General features: G+C 67.3%; 13 protein-coding genes and 1 pseudogene. 4 read left to right on the top strand and 10 right to left on the bottom strand.

The genetic code is table 11. From position 1 onward, the window contains the following. The first annotated feature begins 13 nt into the window (after positions 1-13). Complete coding sequence (locus ACZ4EG_RS38635; RefSeq protein WP_467793945.1) at positions 14-856, top strand: O-fucosyltransferase family protein; 843 nt, start codon at positions 14-16, stop codon at positions 854-856. A gap of 94 nt (positions 857-950) precedes the next feature. Here ACZ4EG_RS38635 and ACZ4EG_RS38640 read toward each other — a convergent pair. The 4 genes and pseudogenes from ACZ4EG_RS38640 to ACZ4EG_RS38655 all read right to left on the bottom strand — a co-directional run. Continuing rightward, positions 951-1,759, bottom strand: a pseudogene (locus tag ACZ4EG_RS38640) (IS110 family transposase); the annotation flags it as partial. Between the two features lie 24 nt (positions 1,760-1,783). Further along, positions 1,784-2,575, bottom strand: a complete 792-nt coding sequence (locus ACZ4EG_RS38645) for a glycosyltransferase (RefSeq protein WP_467793946.1) — start codon at positions 2,573-2,575, stop codon at positions 1,784-1,786. Continuing rightward, positions 2,572-3,915, bottom strand: coding sequence for a hypothetical protein (locus ACZ4EG_RS38650; RefSeq protein ID WP_467793947.1), 1,344 nt, complete (start codon positions 3,913-3,915; stop codon positions 2,572-2,574). The genes ACZ4EG_RS38645 and ACZ4EG_RS38650 overlap by 4 nt, the downstream gene beginning before the upstream one ends. Beyond that, the gene (locus tag ACZ4EG_RS38655; protein ID WP_467793948.1) at positions 3,908-5,122 is read right to left on the bottom strand and encodes a lipopolysaccharide biosynthesis protein; all 1,215 of its coding nucleotides are present in this window, start codon (positions 5,120-5,122) and stop codon (positions 3,908-3,910) included. Before ACZ4EG_RS38655 ends, ACZ4EG_RS38650 begins: the two co-directional genes overlap by 8 nt. 387 nt (positions 5,123-5,509) lie before the next feature. Here ACZ4EG_RS38655 and ACZ4EG_RS38660 point away from each other — a divergent pair, with 387 nt between their 5' ends. Then, positions 5,510-6,487, top strand: coding sequence for a hypothetical protein (locus tag ACZ4EG_RS38660; RefSeq protein ID WP_467793949.1), 978 nt, complete (start codon positions 5,510-5,512; stop codon positions 6,485-6,487). A 22-nt stretch (positions 6,488-6,509) separates the two neighbouring features. Here ACZ4EG_RS38660 and ACZ4EG_RS38665 read toward each other — a convergent pair whose 3' ends face one another. Next, positions 6,510-6,953, bottom strand: a complete 444-nt coding sequence (locus ACZ4EG_RS38665) for a class I SAM-dependent methyltransferase (RefSeq protein ID WP_467793950.1) — start codon at positions 6,951-6,953, stop codon at positions 6,510-6,512. Between the two features lie 172 nt (positions 6,954-7,125). Between ACZ4EG_RS38665 and ACZ4EG_RS38670 the strand changes: the two genes are divergently transcribed. Continuing rightward, positions 7,126-8,058, top strand: coding sequence for a glycosyltransferase (locus tag ACZ4EG_RS38670; protein WP_467793951.1), 933 nt, complete (start codon positions 7,126-7,128; stop codon positions 8,056-8,058). Between the two features lie 10 nt (positions 8,059-8,068). On the opposite strand, the gene ACZ4EG_RS38675 is transcribed toward ACZ4EG_RS38670, so the two are convergent. From ACZ4EG_RS38675 to gmd, 3 genes are read right to left on the bottom strand one after another with little or no spacing between them, the layout of a single operon-like run. Next, positions 8,069-9,043 (bottom strand): GDP-L-fucose synthase family protein, encoded by a 975-nt coding sequence (locus ACZ4EG_RS38675; RefSeq protein ID WP_467793952.1) that lies wholly within the window; start codon positions 9,041-9,043, stop codon positions 8,069-8,071. A 40-nt stretch (positions 9,044-9,083) separates the two neighbouring features. Next, positions 9,084-10,247 carry a DegT/DnrJ/EryC1/StrS family aminotransferase gene (locus tag ACZ4EG_RS38680; RefSeq protein ID WP_467793953.1) on the bottom strand — a complete coding sequence of 388 codons (1,164 nt, stop codon included), beginning with the start codon at positions 10,245-10,247 and terminating at the stop codon, positions 9,084-9,086. A gap of 52 nt (positions 10,248-10,299) precedes the next feature. After that, positions 10,300-11,340 (bottom strand): GDP-mannose 4,6-dehydratase, encoded by a 1,041-nt coding sequence (gene gmd / locus ACZ4EG_RS38685; protein WP_453560812.1) that lies wholly within the window; start codon positions 11,338-11,340, stop codon positions 10,300-10,302. Between the two features lie 242 nt (positions 11,341-11,582). Between gmd and ACZ4EG_RS38690 the strand changes: the two genes are divergently transcribed. Then, complete coding sequence (locus ACZ4EG_RS38690) at positions 11,583-12,704, top strand: glycosyltransferase family 4 protein (RefSeq protein WP_453560814.1); 1,122 nt, start codon at positions 11,583-11,585, stop codon at positions 12,702-12,704. Here the strand turns inward: ACZ4EG_RS38690 and ACZ4EG_RS38695 are convergent. Both ACZ4EG_RS38695 and ACZ4EG_RS38700 read right to left on the bottom strand, forming a co-directional pair. Beyond that, positions 12,698-13,708: a BtrH N-terminal domain-containing protein gene (locus ACZ4EG_RS38695; RefSeq protein ID WP_467793954.1), complete on the bottom strand. Its 1,011-nt coding sequence runs from the start codon at positions 13,706-13,708 to the stop codon at positions 12,698-12,700. The two genes, ACZ4EG_RS38690 and ACZ4EG_RS38695, sit on opposite strands and share 7 nt — an antisense overlap. Then, complete coding sequence (locus ACZ4EG_RS38700; protein ID WP_467793955.1) at positions 13,705-14,511, bottom strand: MerR family transcriptional regulator; 807 nt, start codon at positions 14,509-14,511, stop codon at positions 13,705-13,707. The genes ACZ4EG_RS38695 and ACZ4EG_RS38700 overlap by 4 nt, the downstream gene beginning before the upstream one ends. Positions 14,512-14,542 lie beyond the last annotated feature (31 nt).

Here is a 14,542-nt window from a genome sequence, read left to right on the forward strand (position 1 = left end):
GACCATGCCGGTCATGACGGTCACCGACGAAATGATCCAATCCACTGGGGAAACCGATTACGGAACCGCAGTGCGTGTGCTCGACAGTGAGTACAAATGGTCTCAACGGCGCTCGCTCATCCTGCTTCACAAAGGAATGGCAGGAGGTCATCTCGGCATCGAGCGGGCTCGCAACTATCTTCGGAATGAACTGTTGGGGCACCTTCCTGAACAAGACTGTGCCTGGAGTCCTGATGCCTGCGCCCGCCAACTCCGCGTCGCTGTCCACATCCGGCTGGGTGACTTCGCTCCCGATGCCGTCGGACCGCGGATCGGCGCCTGCAACCGTCGAATCCCCTGGCACTGGTACCAAGACGTGCTCAACACTCTGCAGCGACGTTTCGGGGACATGCTTCACATCGACATCGTGAGCGATGAACCCGAGCTGGCCGCCCGTACGTTTCCGAAGTGGAGCCTCTGCGCCGCCCGTTCGCGGAGCATGTTCGAGGACCTCTCGATCATGACGTCCGCCGATCTGCTGGTCTGCTCGGTGTCAACGTTCTCCATGCTGTCAGCTTTTCTGTCTGACGCACCCTATCTATGGTATCGGCCATATATGTTGGAATATGGTGATCTTCTCAGCCTCCGGCCCCAAATGCCGGAGCGGCAGATGGGGCCGACCAGCGCCAATGGCGGGAAAGAGGAAGGGAGCGGCAGCATGGCGTTCACCCGGGGGGTGCCCATGGATGTGGGCAGCGAGCTCCCGGTCTGGTTGGTGGACTTCCTCCAGTCGAAGGCAGCTCTCAGCAGACGCAGCGCAGACCTGATCCGCTACGGGTTCGTGCCCGGCAGTACTCCTGTCCGTGCTGGGAAGTGAGCGTGGTCAGATCAGCCTTGAGCGAGCTTTCAGCATTGCTCTCGATTCTTCAGCGGTCTTGAGCGCACGACCGTGCCGTCGGTTCGCCCCTGTTCCTTCCGCGTGATCGCGCGCGGCGCAGGTTGCCGCTGATCTTCCCGGAATCGCGGGCACCGGGGCGAAGCCGGCGAGGCCGGTCGGCGGTGCCGAAGACCGGCATGTCGCCGCCGGTGACAGCCAGGAACGCAGCGCCGAGGATGACGCCCAGGCCGGGCATGCTGGTGCGTCGAGGCCCATCACCTCCTTCGCCAGCGTGTGGAGCAGCTGCGCGGCCAGCTCCTCGCCGGGCGGACTGGTGTGGTGCCGTTCGGCGGCGTGGGCGGCGGTCTCGGCGAGCCGGTCGGAGCGGACAACATGAGGGTTGCGCAGCCAGATTTGCAGCCCGCTTGGCGCCGATTCGACGGATGGCCGCTGGGGTCTGGTAGCCGGTCAGCAAGGTGAGCGGGCCGATGTTGGTCAGATCCAACGTCCTTTCCAGGGCAGGAAAGATGCCGGTGCGCCGGCCTCGGAGACGCTGACCGTGCGGGTGCAGTCGGCGACCGGGTCCCCGTGCCAACTCGTGAGGAACTTGAGGTCGATGACGGTTTCGTCGCCGGCGCGTAAGGGGTGCAGGTCGCGGCGGGCGGACCTGGTCGACGATGACAGCGGCGTCCTTGGCATCGGTTTTGTCCTCGCCGCGGTAGCTCTCGCAGGCGCGGTGGACGGAGCGGCCGGAGATGTGGTGCAACAGCTGGTCGTGGTTGAGGAGGATCATGATGACCAGTGCGGCCCCGCCGTCGGCAAGTCGATGCCCCATATCACCTCGTCGCCCAAAGCCAGGACAATGGCGAGGAGTTCGAGCAGTTCGGGCTCGACGTTGCTGATGCCCACGCCGGCTTGGATCGCCCGTCACGACGTGGTGAGCGGTTGGCTGACGACTTTGGCCGTGACGCGGACCAAGAAGGCGGCCGTCGGCCGCCACAGCCCCCTCGACCGGCGCAGCCAGGCCGGCATCTGACGGCTGAGAGCGAGATCCATTTCCCGGCAGGACTCCGCTCGTCTTTGGACCGTCAGTGAACCCGGGTGCGATCGGGCTTCACCGAGGACCGTGGCGACATACTGCAGTGATCCCTGCTGGGCCAGCCTGCGATGCAGATCGACGTCGAACGCCAGCGAAAGGCTGTGGTCCAGTCCGCCGATCGCCTCCACGGCGGAGCGCCGGTACAGGCAGCCGGGCTGAAGCACCATGTTGTGTCCCAGATACAACCACCACGAGCCCACTCGTCCCGGCCGTACCCACCTGATGGCCTTTCCGTCGATGTCGATGTAGCGGACCTGGCCGTAGGCCATGGCTGCTTCGGGGTGGCGTTCGAGAGTACGCAGCGCCACGGCGATCGACCCGGACGGCAGGCGGTCGTCGTCGCCGAGCCACCCCAGTACGTCCACGCTGTCGCCGAAGTGCCGCCAGCCGGTCATCACGGCATCGACGATTCCGGACCCGTCCTGTGCGAGTACGGGCACGTCCGCGGGTACGCATCGAGCCACCTCTGCCGCCGCGGCGGGAGTCGTCACCACGACGAGGCGCACCGCGGAGCAGGTCTGGGCCGTCAGCGACCGCAGACATTCCGTGAGGAGCCCGGGACGATCACCGAGTGTGGGCACCACGATGCCGACCTGCATGGGAAAGCCTTTCTGGTTCATCGACGTTGAGGGGACACCACGGCAGCGGACTGCGACCACGCATGGCGGTAGAGCACGGCGGCTGCCGTGGCGGTGCCGAGATACAGTCCTTCGAGCCTGGGCCAGGGCGAGAACAGGATGTCCCAGCCGAGTTGCGCACACAGGAACGTGAACAGCAGGGCGTACGGTTTGGCGCCCCGTTTGACAGCGATGCTCAGCGCGAGGAAGACCACGGCCAGGGGGAACACGATCCCGGGGAGAACTCCGGCGCCCGTCTCCGCCCAGAGCTGGAAGAGGACCGAGTGCAGATACAGGCCGTTGCCGAAGTAGAAGTTCTCCCGCAGCTGGTTGAAGTCGTCCTTGGCCCGTAGCTTCTCCATGAACGCGCTGCGGGTGCGGTAGTCCACGGCGGGCTTGAAGCCCTGGCCGATCAGCGGTGAGTCTTTCACGATCACGTAGGACGCTACGATCTCCGGACGCGCGCCCACCAGAACGCCGCCGTCCCCACCGCTCTGCCGCTCCCATCGCATCTGCTGCTCCACCCCCAGTCTCCCGCTGGAGGCGAGGTGCCCGTAGACGGCCCCGACTGCGGTGAAGAGACACAGCAGGGCTGCCGCGACCAGGAGGATCCGCTTCCTGTCGGGCGTGCGGACACGACGTCCGACCAGCATTACCACCGCTCCCGCCAGGCTGACGACCAGGAACTCCGAGCGAAATCCCTGGAGGATGTTGACCAGGGCCAGCGAGAGGATGAGGGCACAGGCGGTTGCGTGCTTTTCCCGGCTGACCAGGCGGAAAGAGATGAGGATGACCGCCAGACCGACGAGGGGACCGTAGCCGTACTTCCACGGGTCCGTGCTGGGATGGCGGTGGAGGAAGAGGGCGATGTTCGCCAGGAGCCCGATGGTGAACGTCACCACATAGACGCGGACGACGGCGGGTTTGTGCTGCAGCACCCACATCGCACCGCAGAAGCTCAACAACACGGCGACGGGACGGGACAGGGCCAGCAGCACATGGTGAAGCGAGTCGCCGGCAGCGTATTCGGCTACGGCGGCGGCCAGCAGCCACAGGCACAGCAGGCCGATGTACCACCGCGCCGCTCTCACACGCCATACGGCGGCGAGGCACACGGGCGCGATCAGCAGGGTGAGCGCATGGCCGAGCGTCAGGCCGGTCTGCGAGAACGGGCTCCAGGCGCCCCCCAGACCCAGTGCCGCCGCCGGCAGGGCGCCACCCGCGGCACACGGCCGGTCAGCCGCGGGTGCGGTGGGACGTGGTGAACGTGGGGTGAGCACCGTGGACTTGACCGGTGCCACAGCCTTTGCCGGTGCCGCCGGTGCCGTCTGAGTGTCAGCCATGGGACATGGACCGCCTGAAGTTGGGGAGGAAGAGGCACGTCAGAACCGCGATGGCCGATGCGATGACCGGCCCGCCGGCGCCGAGGTGCCGCGCCAGGAGAATCGACAGGGCAAGGTTCACCGCGGCCATGACGACGGATGTCTTGGCCTGGAACTTCAGCCCTTGGGCATCGGTCAGCCACATGCTGGTCGGGTACGCCGCGGACTGGACCAGCAGCAGGAGCGCGAACGCGGCCATCAGACCGGTCTCGACCTCGACCTGACCGTGCAGCATCCATGAGGCGAACGCGGGGCCGAAAAGGATCAGGCCGGTGCCCAGCAGCGCACCCCCCATGGCGAAGTACGCCGTCAGCCGGGCGATGTCCCGGGCGGCGGGTCCACCGCACCTACCACGTTGCCGGGCGAAGACCGTCCACAGGGGCAGGCCGGTCGCGCTGGCCAGGGCGAGTGCCGGAGCGAACAGCCGCGCGCCGGCCGAGTACGCGGCGACCGCCGACGGATCGGCGACATGGACGAGGACCACCCGGTCGGTGGCGAAGGCCACCGCCAGAGCGACGTTGACGACGGCCATGGGGCCGGCGAGGTGCCAGATACGCCTGGCGGCATGCCGCGGGTCGAGACTGCCCAGGATCCAGCCCAGCAACGGCAGCGCGAGGATCCGTCCCGCCCACAGCAAAGAGACGACGCCGATGAGGCACTGCGTGGCGAGAGTCGCCGCGATGAACGCAGCAGGCGGTGCGTGGACCGCTTGCGCCAGCAGGATGAACCCCAACGTGAGCAGACTGCCCAGCATTTGAAGAAACAGAGAGGTATGGGACCGATTCAATGCGATGAGAAGCGAGTTCCCCAGATTCAGCGGAAGGCTGCATCCGAACAGGATGAAGGCGACGGCGACGGCGAACTCGACCGATTGCTGCGCCGCGGAATTGAGCAGGGTTCCCCAGGCGCCCATACAGGCCGGAACGACACCCACGAGAGAACTCACAATTCCCATGCAGGTCAGTACCCGCGCGCTGGTGATGATGGTGCTGCGCAACGCGGCGTCATCGGCGCCGCGCCTTTTCCCCATCGCGTCCACGATGGCCGCGCCGGTACCGAGGTCATTGAGGGGCAGCAGCATGGGAAGGGTGGTGACGAGCGCGACGAAAGCGAAACCGGACGGGCTCACCGTGTCCACCACGGCCCGTGTCCCGACCAGCGTCGTCATGGCCGTGACGGGAAGACTCACCGCCTTGACGCCCAAGGCCCGCCCGGCGGACCGCAGATGGGGGCCCAGGCCGGCACCACGGGCTCCGGGGACGTCACTCGGATCCGGTGCCGGCTGCGCGGGACGGAGTGGGGGTTTGGCGGGCGGGGACGGTTGGACGGCTACTTCCTTGACACCTCCGCGCGGGGTTCTCTCACCGGTCACGACACGAACGGCTTTACTGAACGGTGAGTGCCAAGAGCCACGTGCGGACTTCCCTTCGAAGTGAAGTGCCTGAGCATGCTACGACAGTGCCTGTGATAGTCGAGGTACATTCGCAGCCGGGCGCGGAAAATGAACCTCGGGTACGGTACATACCCGGTCCGCTTCGTAGTGAGGAGCCCACGAGTGGCCACCGCCATCGACTCTCGCCGCCATTCTTCGAAGCGGCTTCGGGTTGCGGTTCCCCGGTCAGAAAAACATCCCAGGCACTATGCGGTTCGGGATCTCGTCGAGGAATTCATCAGACAAGGCGCCGTTGCGCAACCGATCACGAAACCCCCGCTGTTCGGCAAGGCTCTGGCCAAGGCCCGCATTTCCCTTCCTCGCAGCCGCCGGGGACCGATCGTCGTCCCCATGATGGGAGCCCGATTCGACCAGCTCTACGAGGCCGCCCTCGCCGGAAGCGTCGTGCCGTACTGCTGGGACGTGTTTGAACCCGGATGGGAGCTGTGGGTAGCAGGGTTACGGCCGCTGCGTCCCCCGGCCGTCTTCGTCACCGCCCAACAAGCGGCACATGTCCTCGAAGACTCCCTGCCCGACTCCACGGTGATCCACCTCCCGGAGGCAACGCGCATCTCCCGGCACGACGCCGGATTGCGCCTTGCCGACAGAACGGTCGGTGTCCTGGAGCTCGGGCGACGCCACCGAGCATGGCACGACACCATCACGCGGCCCGTCCAGAGGCACTCACCGCTTCCCCACCTGTACGAGCCGGAACCGGGCCGGCTGGTGTACCCCGATGAACACGCCTTGCGGCGCGGACTGTCGAACGCGGTGATCTCCGTCTGCTTTCCCTCTTCGCTGACCCACCCCCAGCGCTCCGGCCGGGTGGAGACGATGACACAGCGCTACCTGGAGAGCATGGCTTCCGGCTGCCTCCTGCTCGGGCACGCGCCGGCGGAGCTGGTGGACCTCATGGGGTTCAACCCGGTGATCGAGGTCGACTGGGACGACCCCGCCCGCCAGGTACTGGACATCCTCGCCTCACCGGACAGGTACCAGCCCGTCGCGGACCGGGCGCTCAGCCGGCTTCAGGAGGTCGGAGACCTGAGCACCCGCGTGACGGCCGCACTGACGAACATGCGTGGACTCGGGCTCATTTGACGGCCGGATGCCGGCGACGGCGTCAGGGGGGTGCGCCTGTTGTGGGCGAGGAGCCCGAAGGCGCTCGGCGGGGCCAGCCGTTCGCCGAGCACCTGCAGCGCCCCGGACTGGGTGGACCAGTAGCGCATGACCGAGACCTCGTGGAAACAGCCGGCGAGCAGCACCGCAGTGACTCCAAGCTGAGAAACGCACAACCCGGAGCCACGCGTTGCATCAGCCGCTCGACACTGCCGAGTTTGTCCGGGATGTGGTGCAGCACCGAGAGGCACACCACCGCGTCCATCGGCTCCCCGCTCAGGGCCGCGTCGCCGTCCGCGTCGTGGACCGCGGACACCCTGGGGTTGTTGCGGAACCTGTGGCGCAGCGCCTGCGCGCTCGGCGCGCTCATCTCCGTCACCTCGACCTCGGCCCCGGCGGCCAGGAGGTGGTCGGTGGACGTTCCGTGCCCGGCACCCACCTCCACCACGCGGCAGCGCCCGCGCCAGTCGACGACGTCGCCGACAAGGCGTTCCTAGGCCCGTTGGGTGACATTCCCCTGAGTCCGGCACGACAGCCCGCAGTTGCCCGCGGCAGTGTCACTAAGCTCGGCGGCACCTCCGAGGCACCCCCCTTTTCCGCTCTGACAGGCGGCCACTTTGATGTCCAGCACGCTGAAGAGCATTCTCATCGCCGTACCGACGACAGGGGCCCGGTCGGTGCGCCCCCTGCTGCGTGAGCTCGTCCAGCAGGCCCGGGCTCTGGAGAGCGACGGCACACGTGCGGTGTCGGTGGTGCTCCTGGACAACTCGGCAGCCGGCTCGGCGTCCGCTCGTGCGGCTGCCGACGCCTGCGGCATCGAGTGCCTGCGGGTGGCACAGAAGGGGTTCGCCCAGGTCCGCAACGCGGCGTTGGACGCCGCCCACAGCTACGCCGCGCTGGTGTTCATCGACGACGACGAGCAGCCGGTTTCCGGGTGGCTGCACGCCCTCGTCGCCGCCGCCGAGGCCGACGACGCCGATGTCGTCATCGGCCCCGTCGCGGTACGTCTGCCGCCCGGGGCGCCGCGCTGGCTGGACGAGGGGCGGCTGATCCGCGAGGTGCGGACGCAGCAGGACGGCCCTCTGCAAGGATTCGGCCAGTCCGGCAACACCCTCGTGCGCATGTCGGTGGTGCACCGTACGCGGCTGCGTTTCCACTCCGCCTTCGACCAGACCGGCGGGGAGGACGCGGTGTTCTTCGACGAGCTTGGCCGGCACGGGGCGCGGCTGTTCTTCACCCGTGCCGCCATGGTGTGGGAAACACCCGACCCGGAACGGCTGACGGCGAGCGGTGTGGTGCGCCGTGCCTATCGCGCGGGACGTACCGCGGTCGTCGTCGAGGCCGCGATCGAGGACCTCTCGGTGCCCCGTCGCGCCGTCCGCAGAGCGGGCAAGGGCGCGCGCGGCCTGTGCCGGGTCCTGTCGGGTACGGTCATGGCCCGCCCCGTGCTCTGCATGCGGGGCCTGCAGGACATCGCCTTCGTGGGCGGCTGGGCACTGGCCCTTGTCGCCTCAGCAGGGCGACGCGCGGTCAGCGGCCGGCAGCGACGGTAGGAGCCGTACGTCAGCGAACGGCTGCGCCAAGACGGGCCGGTGAGTCGGCTGCCGGGCCCGCGTACCGGTCCAGGTACCAGTCGTAGGTGCGTCGGAGCCCTTCGACGAGCCCGGTGCGGTGGTGCCACCCGGCCGCGTGCAGCCGGCTGACGTCCAGCAGTTTCCTCGGCATGCCTTCGGGCTTGGTGGGGTCGAAGCACAGCGATCCCCCGTAGCCGACCACGTCGCGGATGTGTTCGGCCAGCTCGCGGATCGAGACGTCCTCGCCCGTTCCCACGTTCAGGAACTGGCGCTGCGTGTAGCCGTCCAGGAGCCAGACGACGGCGTCGGCCAGGTCGTCCACGTACAGGAACTCGCGTCGCGTCGCCCCGGTCCCCCAGATCACGACCTCGGGCCGGCCCGTCGCCTTGGCCTGGTGGACCCGGTGCAGGAGCGAGGGGATCACATGGGAGGTCTCGGGGTCGAAGTTGTCGTTCTGGCCGTAGATGTTCGACGGCATGCAGGAGATGAAGTTCATGCCGTACTGGGCGTGGATGTACTCGCACAGCTTCATTCCGGCGATCTTCGCGTAGGCGTAGGCCTCATTGGTGGGTTCCGGCTTTCCCTCCATGAGGTACTCCTCCCGCATGGGCTGCTCGCACATGCGGGGGTAGATGCACGAGCTGCCGAGGAAGAGGAACGTCTCCACGGCCGCGTCCTTGGCCGCCCAGATCAGGTTGTTCTGGATCTGGAGGTTCTCGTACAGGAACTCGGCCGGATGGCCGATGTTCGCCTGGATGCCGCCGACCCGGGCCGCGCTGTCGATGACGTACCGGGGCCGTTCGTCCAGCATGAAGGCCCGCACGGCGCGTTGGTCGGTGAGGTCGAGCTCGCCGCGTGTGGCGAGGAGCAGGTTCTCATGCCCGCCGGCTCTCAGGTGCCGTACGATCGCCGCGCCCACCATCCCGGTGTGGCCGGCGACATAGATCTTCGCGTGCCGGTCCATGTGCGGCCGCCCTTCTTCCGATGGTTTGCGTCCGTGCCGGTCAGCCGCGCAGCAGCGCACGCAGGGTGGCCAGTTCTTCCTCGGTCAGCTCGGGGTTGTTGCCGAAGTAGAAGCCGCCTGAGTGCACAAGGCGTGCATGGGGCCGGCCGGCGTCGTCCTTGACGTACTTGCGGTAGAACGGCTGTTGCGTGACGTCCCCCGCGATGATCGGGCGGATCTCCACGCCGGCGGCTTCGAACGCGGCACGGTACTTCTCCGCCAGCTGCGGTGTGCGGCAGACGACGGGCATCGCGAAGTTGGAGACACAGTCCATGTGGCTCACGTCCAGCTGATGGAAGTCGTCGTTGCCGGCCATCGCCGCGTGGAAGAGGGCGAAGTTGGACGCGCGGCGCTGAACGATCTCGTCCCAGTAGCGGATCTGCTGATTGCCGATGAAGCCGTTGATCTCGGTCGGCCGGACGTTGTAGGCGAGGTCGTAGAACGTGTACTTGGCGTAGAAGTCGTCCACACCCGCCTCGGCCCGCAGCGCGGCCTGAGCCGTCGCGGGCAGGCTGCGGTCCCAACCGTGCGCCCGCGCGATCAGCAGCTGGTGGTACAGCTCCTCGTCGTCGGTGCACACCATCCCGCCCTCGATGGTGGACAGGTGGTGACCGACGAAGAACGAGAAGGTCGATGCCGTCCCGAAGTTGCCTAGCAGCGAGCCGTGCATGCGCGAGCCAAGCGCCTCGCAGTTGTCTTCGAGTAGCAGGACTCCGCGCTCCTCGCACCTCGACCGCAACGCCACGAGGTCGTCGCAGAACCCCAGGACGTTCGTCAGCCACAACGCCTTGCACTGTGAGATGTGGGCGTCGAACGTCTCGGGCGAGACGTTCAGGGTGTCCAGTTCGCAGTCCACCGCCACCGGCTCCAGACCGAGTTGGATCAGCGGCATGACGTTCGTCGGCCAGGTCAGGGCGGAGAAGCCGACCCGGTCGCCGCGCCGCAGCCTGCCCTGATTCAGCAGTGCCTGGATGAGGAGCAGATTGGCCGCGCTTCCGTTCGCGACGAACACCGCGTGCGCCCGCTCCTGCTTCGCGGCGAACGCCGTCTCGAACGCCGCGCACTGTTCGGTCATGCTGAACACGTCGTGGCTGAGGATGAAGTCGGCCAGGGCTCGCTTGGTGTCCGCCTCGCGGTGGAAGCTGGACTTGATCAGCTTGATCATGAGGGCAACCTTCGGAAAAAGGGGAGTTGACGTCTGCCGCCGCGCGAACCGGTCAGCGCGGGGCCAGAGTGTGCGCCGGTGCGGGCACAGCGGGCACCGCGCCCCCGTCCGAGCCGAGGAGTTGCCGGAGCTCCGCGTCGGTCATCAACCCGGCGAGTTCCGGGGTGAGCACGGTCGGCTGCCAGCCAAGGACCCGGGCTGCCTTCGACGCGTCCCCCACCAGGTCGTCGACCTCGGCCGGGCGCAGGTATCGCTCGTCGAAGCGCACATGGTCGCGCCAGTCGAGGCCGACGTGGGCGAAGCAGTGCTCGACGAAGTCCTGCACGCTGTAACTGGTGCCGGTGGCGACGACGTAGTCGTCCGGTTCGTCCTGCTGCAGCATGCGCCACATGGCATCGACGTACTCCGCGGCATACCCCCAGTCACGGCGCGCCTCCAGATTGCCGAGGTAGAGGACGTCCTGCAGGCCCGCCTTGATACGGGCCGCCGCCATGGCCACCTTGCGGGTGACGAACGTCGGCCCCCGGCGGGGCGATTCGTGGTTGAAGAGGATGCCGTTGACCGCGTAGAGCCCGTATGCCTCACGGTAGTTGCGCGTGATCCAGTACGCGTAGACCTTGGCCACTCCGTAGGGAGAACGCGGGTGGAACTCCGTCTGCTCGTGCTGCGGCGGGGGCGAAGCGCCGAACATCTCCGAACTCGACGCCTGGTAGAAACGGCAGGGCAGGCCGGTGGTGCGGATGCCCTCCAAAAGCCGGGTGGTGCCCAGCGCCGTGGTGTCCGCGGTGAACAAGGGCTCGTCGAAGGACACGCGCACATGCGACTGCGCGGCCAAGTTGTACACCTCGTCGGGCTGTACGCGCTCCAGGAGGCCGGCCACCCTGCTGGCATCGGTCAGATCACCGTAGTGGAGGAACAACCGGGTGTCCGCGTCATGGGGATCCTGGTACAGGTGCTCAATACGGCCCGTGGTGAATGTGGAGGCACGCCGGACGATCCCGTGGACGGTGTATCCCTTTGCCAGGAGCAACTCGGCAAGATAGGAACCGTCTTGACCGGTGATTCCGGTGATGAGCGCCGTTCTGGCTGTCACACGCGACTCCTATGCCGATGCCGACGGAAAGGGGCTTGTCCATCACGCCAGTTCCAACGGCGTGCGAGTTGCACAGTGAATCAGCGCGCCGCGGCGATCTCGGCCAGGCCGGAAGTGTGTTTCACCCGGCCGTATGGACATCTTGGTCCGTCTGGTCCGCTCCCCCGGAGAAGGCCCACATGCCGGTGAGCCGCCCTCCGTACAGTGCGCCACCGTGGCGGTTCGATTGGGGAGCACAAACCATGAAGAGACTTGAATTCGGTGTGAACGCATGCTTTGTGCGACACGGCCGGGTGGGTGGCGCTGAGCAGGCAACCGTCAATCTTCTTCAGGGGTTGCGTTCCGAAGCCGCCACAGATGAGCGCTGGGTCGTCTACGACCGCGAGCCGCTTGTCACACGAGGGCCGCTCGCCCCGGTCCGTGAACGCACACTGCGCGATGTCGCTTCGGTGAACCGCATGGTGTACGAGCCGGTCGCGCTTTCCCTGAGGCGTCAGCCGTCCGTCTGGCTCCACCTCAGCTACGTCACCCCCATCGGGCTGCGCGCGCCGTCGGTGACGGTCGTTCATGACCTTCAGTACAAGTACTTTCCCGAGAACGTCCCCACGCTGAAACGAGCTTGGCTGATCCGAGCCCATGCCATGACCGCGCGTCGCGCACAGGCGATCGTCGCCATCTCACAATTCACCGCCCGGGACCTGTACCGGTTGCACGGCTCGACCGTCGACGGAAAGGTCGAAGTCATTCCGAACGCGGTTTCCTTCGACCGCCTCATCGCGGCGGCACCGGAAGAACTACCGCCCCATCTCGTGCCCAGGAGACCATTCCTGCTCGCGGTCGCCGCGCACTACCGGCACAAGAATCTCAAGACACTGATCGCTGCGTACGAGTTGATCGCGAAGCGGCATGAAGTGGATCTCGTACTCGTCGGCCAGCGCCTCGAACAACTCAGCGGTCATTTCCGTGCTCCCAGCATCGAGTCCGAAGAGGCACGCCCCGGCGTCCGTTTCACGGGCTTCGTTCCCGACGCCGTCCTTGGCGCCCTCTACCGCTCCGCGAGCGTCTTTGTGTTCCCTTCCCTGTTCGAAGGCTTCGGCCTGCCCATCGTCGAAGCCCTCGGGCTGAGGGTTCCCACCGTCACCACCCGCTGCGGATCGATTCCCGAGATCGGAGCCGACCATCCGCTCTACGTCAACGATCCTCGCTCTCCTGAGGAGTTGGCCGAGGCGGTCGAAGCCGCACTCGACAAACCCGACATCGCGCGTCCCGACGAAGCAGCCGCGGAAAAGCTCAGAGCCGTCTACTCGCCTTCGGCAGTCGCGGCCAGATACGCGGACCTCCTGCGACGCGTAGCCGGTCAGTGAGCGGCAGGCAGGCCTTCACCGCTCAGCCGGCTCAGCGCCTGCATGGCCTCGCGCTCGATGCGGGAGAGGTCGCACAGGACGGTACCTGCCTGTTCGAGGTACTGCGCATCTGCTGATTCGCCGGCCTTTGTGATCAGTGCCGCGGCTTCCGTCCAGAGGACGGCCGCCTCCGTGTACAGCCTGTGACCGGTGCGCAGGTGGCCGCTGTCGAGCAGTTGGCCGCATTCGGCGAGGAAGTCGCGGTAGAGGTTGCGAAACAAGGCGCCGCCGGTGCCGGCCTTCTCCATCATGAGGGCGGCGTGCGGCAGGTCCCGTTGCGGGTTGTCGGTGCGCTGGAGCCAGGTGCGTACCCGCTCCCCCGCCTTCTCGATGCCGCGGTGGCCCAGGTTGGCGATCGGCGGGTTGAGGAAGGCGTCGGCGCAGGCGGTGATGGCGGGAATGATCCGGCCCGGCACGGAGGGGAGGTTCGTCGGAGCGGTGAGGGTGAAGGACCGGTTCCTGGCGGTCATCGGGCCGCGCGCGGCCCTGGCCTCGGCGAGGCCGGCCAGGCTGGTGGACACCGCTCCGCCCTGCTGCTCGGTGTCCACCAGGTGGGCGTCGCGGTCGTCGTAGCCGTACATGGCGACGACATGACCGCCGAAGTGCACCTTCGACGTGAAGTAGTCCAGGTAGTAGCTGTCGAGTTGCAGTCCGACGGGATGGCCCGCGTCGATGGGGGCCACCACGTTCTCCCATGCAATGCGGGGCGAAGTGGTCTCCTGGACCAGGAGCTCCAGGTCGAGCCCGCCGGCCAGGTTTCTCGTGAGGTCGAACGGCTTGACCCGTCCGCCGAGGAAGGGAAAGCCCATCTTCCTGCTGTCCCAGTAGATGAAGGACAGACCCGAGCCGAGGCCGAAGAGCATGGGCTCGGACAGATCGAGTCCTTGGTGCCGCAGCAGCACCCCCAGAGCCGTCGTCTCGCAGTGCTGCGTACCGCGGGCGTCGATGTCTGTCACCGTGGTCATGCCGTGTGCTCCTGGACGGGGATGATCAGCCGGGTCATCAGTTCTTCCTGCGGTGCCTCTGCCGGTCCGACGAGATAGGCCTCGCGCACGGGCTCCTGCGGGCGCAGTCCGCGCTCGTGGACGGCGGCGAAGAGAGCGTTGTAGGCCAGGCGCAGTTGGCTGTAGGGCCCGATGTGCACGGTCTCGGCGACAAGTCCGCCGGGCAGCGTCTCCAACTCCAGGTCCGGTGTTCCCTCCCCCGGCGGCATCTGCGTTCCGACGGCGATCCGCATCCGCTCGTCCAGGTCCAGCGGGTACAGCCCCCACAACGGCGGTTCCCACGCGATGTCCGCCTTGCCGAGCGCGGACAGCAGCCGGCCCACGCATTCCTCGACCTGCGCCCCGATCTCCGCGGGGGTGCAGACCGCTCGCACCACTGCCAGCCGTCGCTCCGGCTCCCTGCTCAGCGTCACCTCGTAGCCGGGCAGACCGCCCTCGGCCAGCCGCTCCAGCAGCTCCATTCGTGCCCGGTCCCTGCTGATCCGTTCGGCCAGCCGGTCCCGCTCGGCGCGCAGGATCCGTGCCCGGTGCTCCGGCTCGGCGGCCAGCGCCTGGGCGATCACCGCCAGGGGAAGGTCCATCTCGCGGAGCAGGGCGATGGTCAGGGCGTCGCGGGCCTGTTCAGGTGCGTAGTAGCGGTAGCCGGAGCCGGCGTCCACGCGGGCCGGGGCCAGCAGGCCCATCTCGTCGTAGTGCCGTAGCTGCTTGACGCTGAGCCGGCACAGGCGGGCGAAGCGCCCGATGGTGAGAAGTTCGTCTTGCACGCCATCATGCTGGACCGTCCCACAGTGGGAG

The organism is Streptomyces sp. NPDC025638, from assembly GCF_055558775.1.

Excerpts from the sequence above, each read along its gene's own strand:
- ACZ4EG_RS38695 (WP_467793954.1), bottom strand. The coding sequence starts at position 13,708 with ATGACCACGGTGACAGACATCGACGCCCGCGGTACGCAGCACTGCGAG.
- ACZ4EG_RS38675 (WP_467793952.1), bottom strand. The coding sequence starts at position 9,043 with ATGGACCGGCACGCGAAGATCTATGTCGCCGGCCACACCGGGATGGTG.
- ACZ4EG_RS38655 (WP_467793948.1), bottom strand. The coding sequence starts at position 5,122 with ATGACGACGCTGGTCGGGACACGGGCCGTGGTGGACACGGTGAGCCCG.
- ACZ4EG_RS38680 (WP_467793953.1), bottom strand. The coding sequence starts at position 10,247 with ATGATCAAGCTGATCAAGTCCAGCTTCCACCGCGAGGCGGACACCAAG.
- ACZ4EG_RS38670 (WP_467793951.1), top strand. The coding sequence starts at position 7,126 with ATGTCCAGCACGCTGAAGAGCATTCTCATCGCCGTACCGACGACAGGG.
- ACZ4EG_RS38690 (WP_453560814.1), top strand. The coding sequence starts at position 11,583 with ATGAAGAGACTTGAATTCGGTGTGAACGCATGCTTTGTGCGACACGGC.
- ACZ4EG_RS38650 (WP_467793947.1), bottom strand. The coding sequence starts at position 3,915 with ATGGCTGACACTCAGACGGCACCGGCGGCACCGGCAAAGGCTGTGGCA.
- ACZ4EG_RS38635 (WP_467793945.1), top strand. The coding sequence starts at position 14 with ATGACGGTCACCGACGAAATGATCCAATCCACTGGGGAAACCGATTAC.
- ACZ4EG_RS38645 (WP_467793946.1), bottom strand. The coding sequence starts at position 2,575 with ATGAACCAGAAAGGCTTTCCCATGCAGGTCGGCATCGTGGTGCCCACA.